Source organism: Pseudaminobacter soli (ex Li et al. 2025) (assembly GCF_003012705.1).
Taxonomy (GTDB): domain Bacteria; phylum Pseudomonadota; class Alphaproteobacteria; order Rhizobiales; family Rhizobiaceae; genus Pseudaminobacter; species Pseudaminobacter soli.
The window spans coordinates 1-239 of the sequence record NZ_PXYL01000114.1 but is presented as its reverse complement, the minus strand read 5'-3'; the positions used below and the strand labels follow the sequence as shown (position 1 = coordinate 239).

The 239-nt window shown below is 57.3% G+C and carries 1 protein-coding gene; it reads right to left on the bottom strand.

Going from position 1 to position 239, the window contains the following annotated elements; translation table 11 throughout:
• Positions 1-49: 49 nt before the first annotated feature.
• A partial coding sequence (locus C7I85_RS31495; RefSeq protein ID WP_210203120.1) for a hypothetical protein occupies positions 50-239 on the bottom strand: 190 nt, incomplete at its 5' end.

Here is a 239-nt window from a genome sequence, read left to right as displayed (position 1 = left end):
CACCACGCGGCAGCACCTGAATTGCTGACACGATCCTTTGTGCTCATCGTTAGAGCCTGGAGCTTGCTATCCGGGGTACTTTCTTGCGCTTGACAGTTCCCGCCCCAAAAGAGAAGCCCGCCGCCTCCGGAGAGACGACGGGCTGACGGTTGACCGAAGAATAGCCGCCAGTGGAAGAATGCCGGGGATATGGTGCGCCTTGGCTGAGGTTCCAGCCATTCGAATAAAAAGAGATCGGA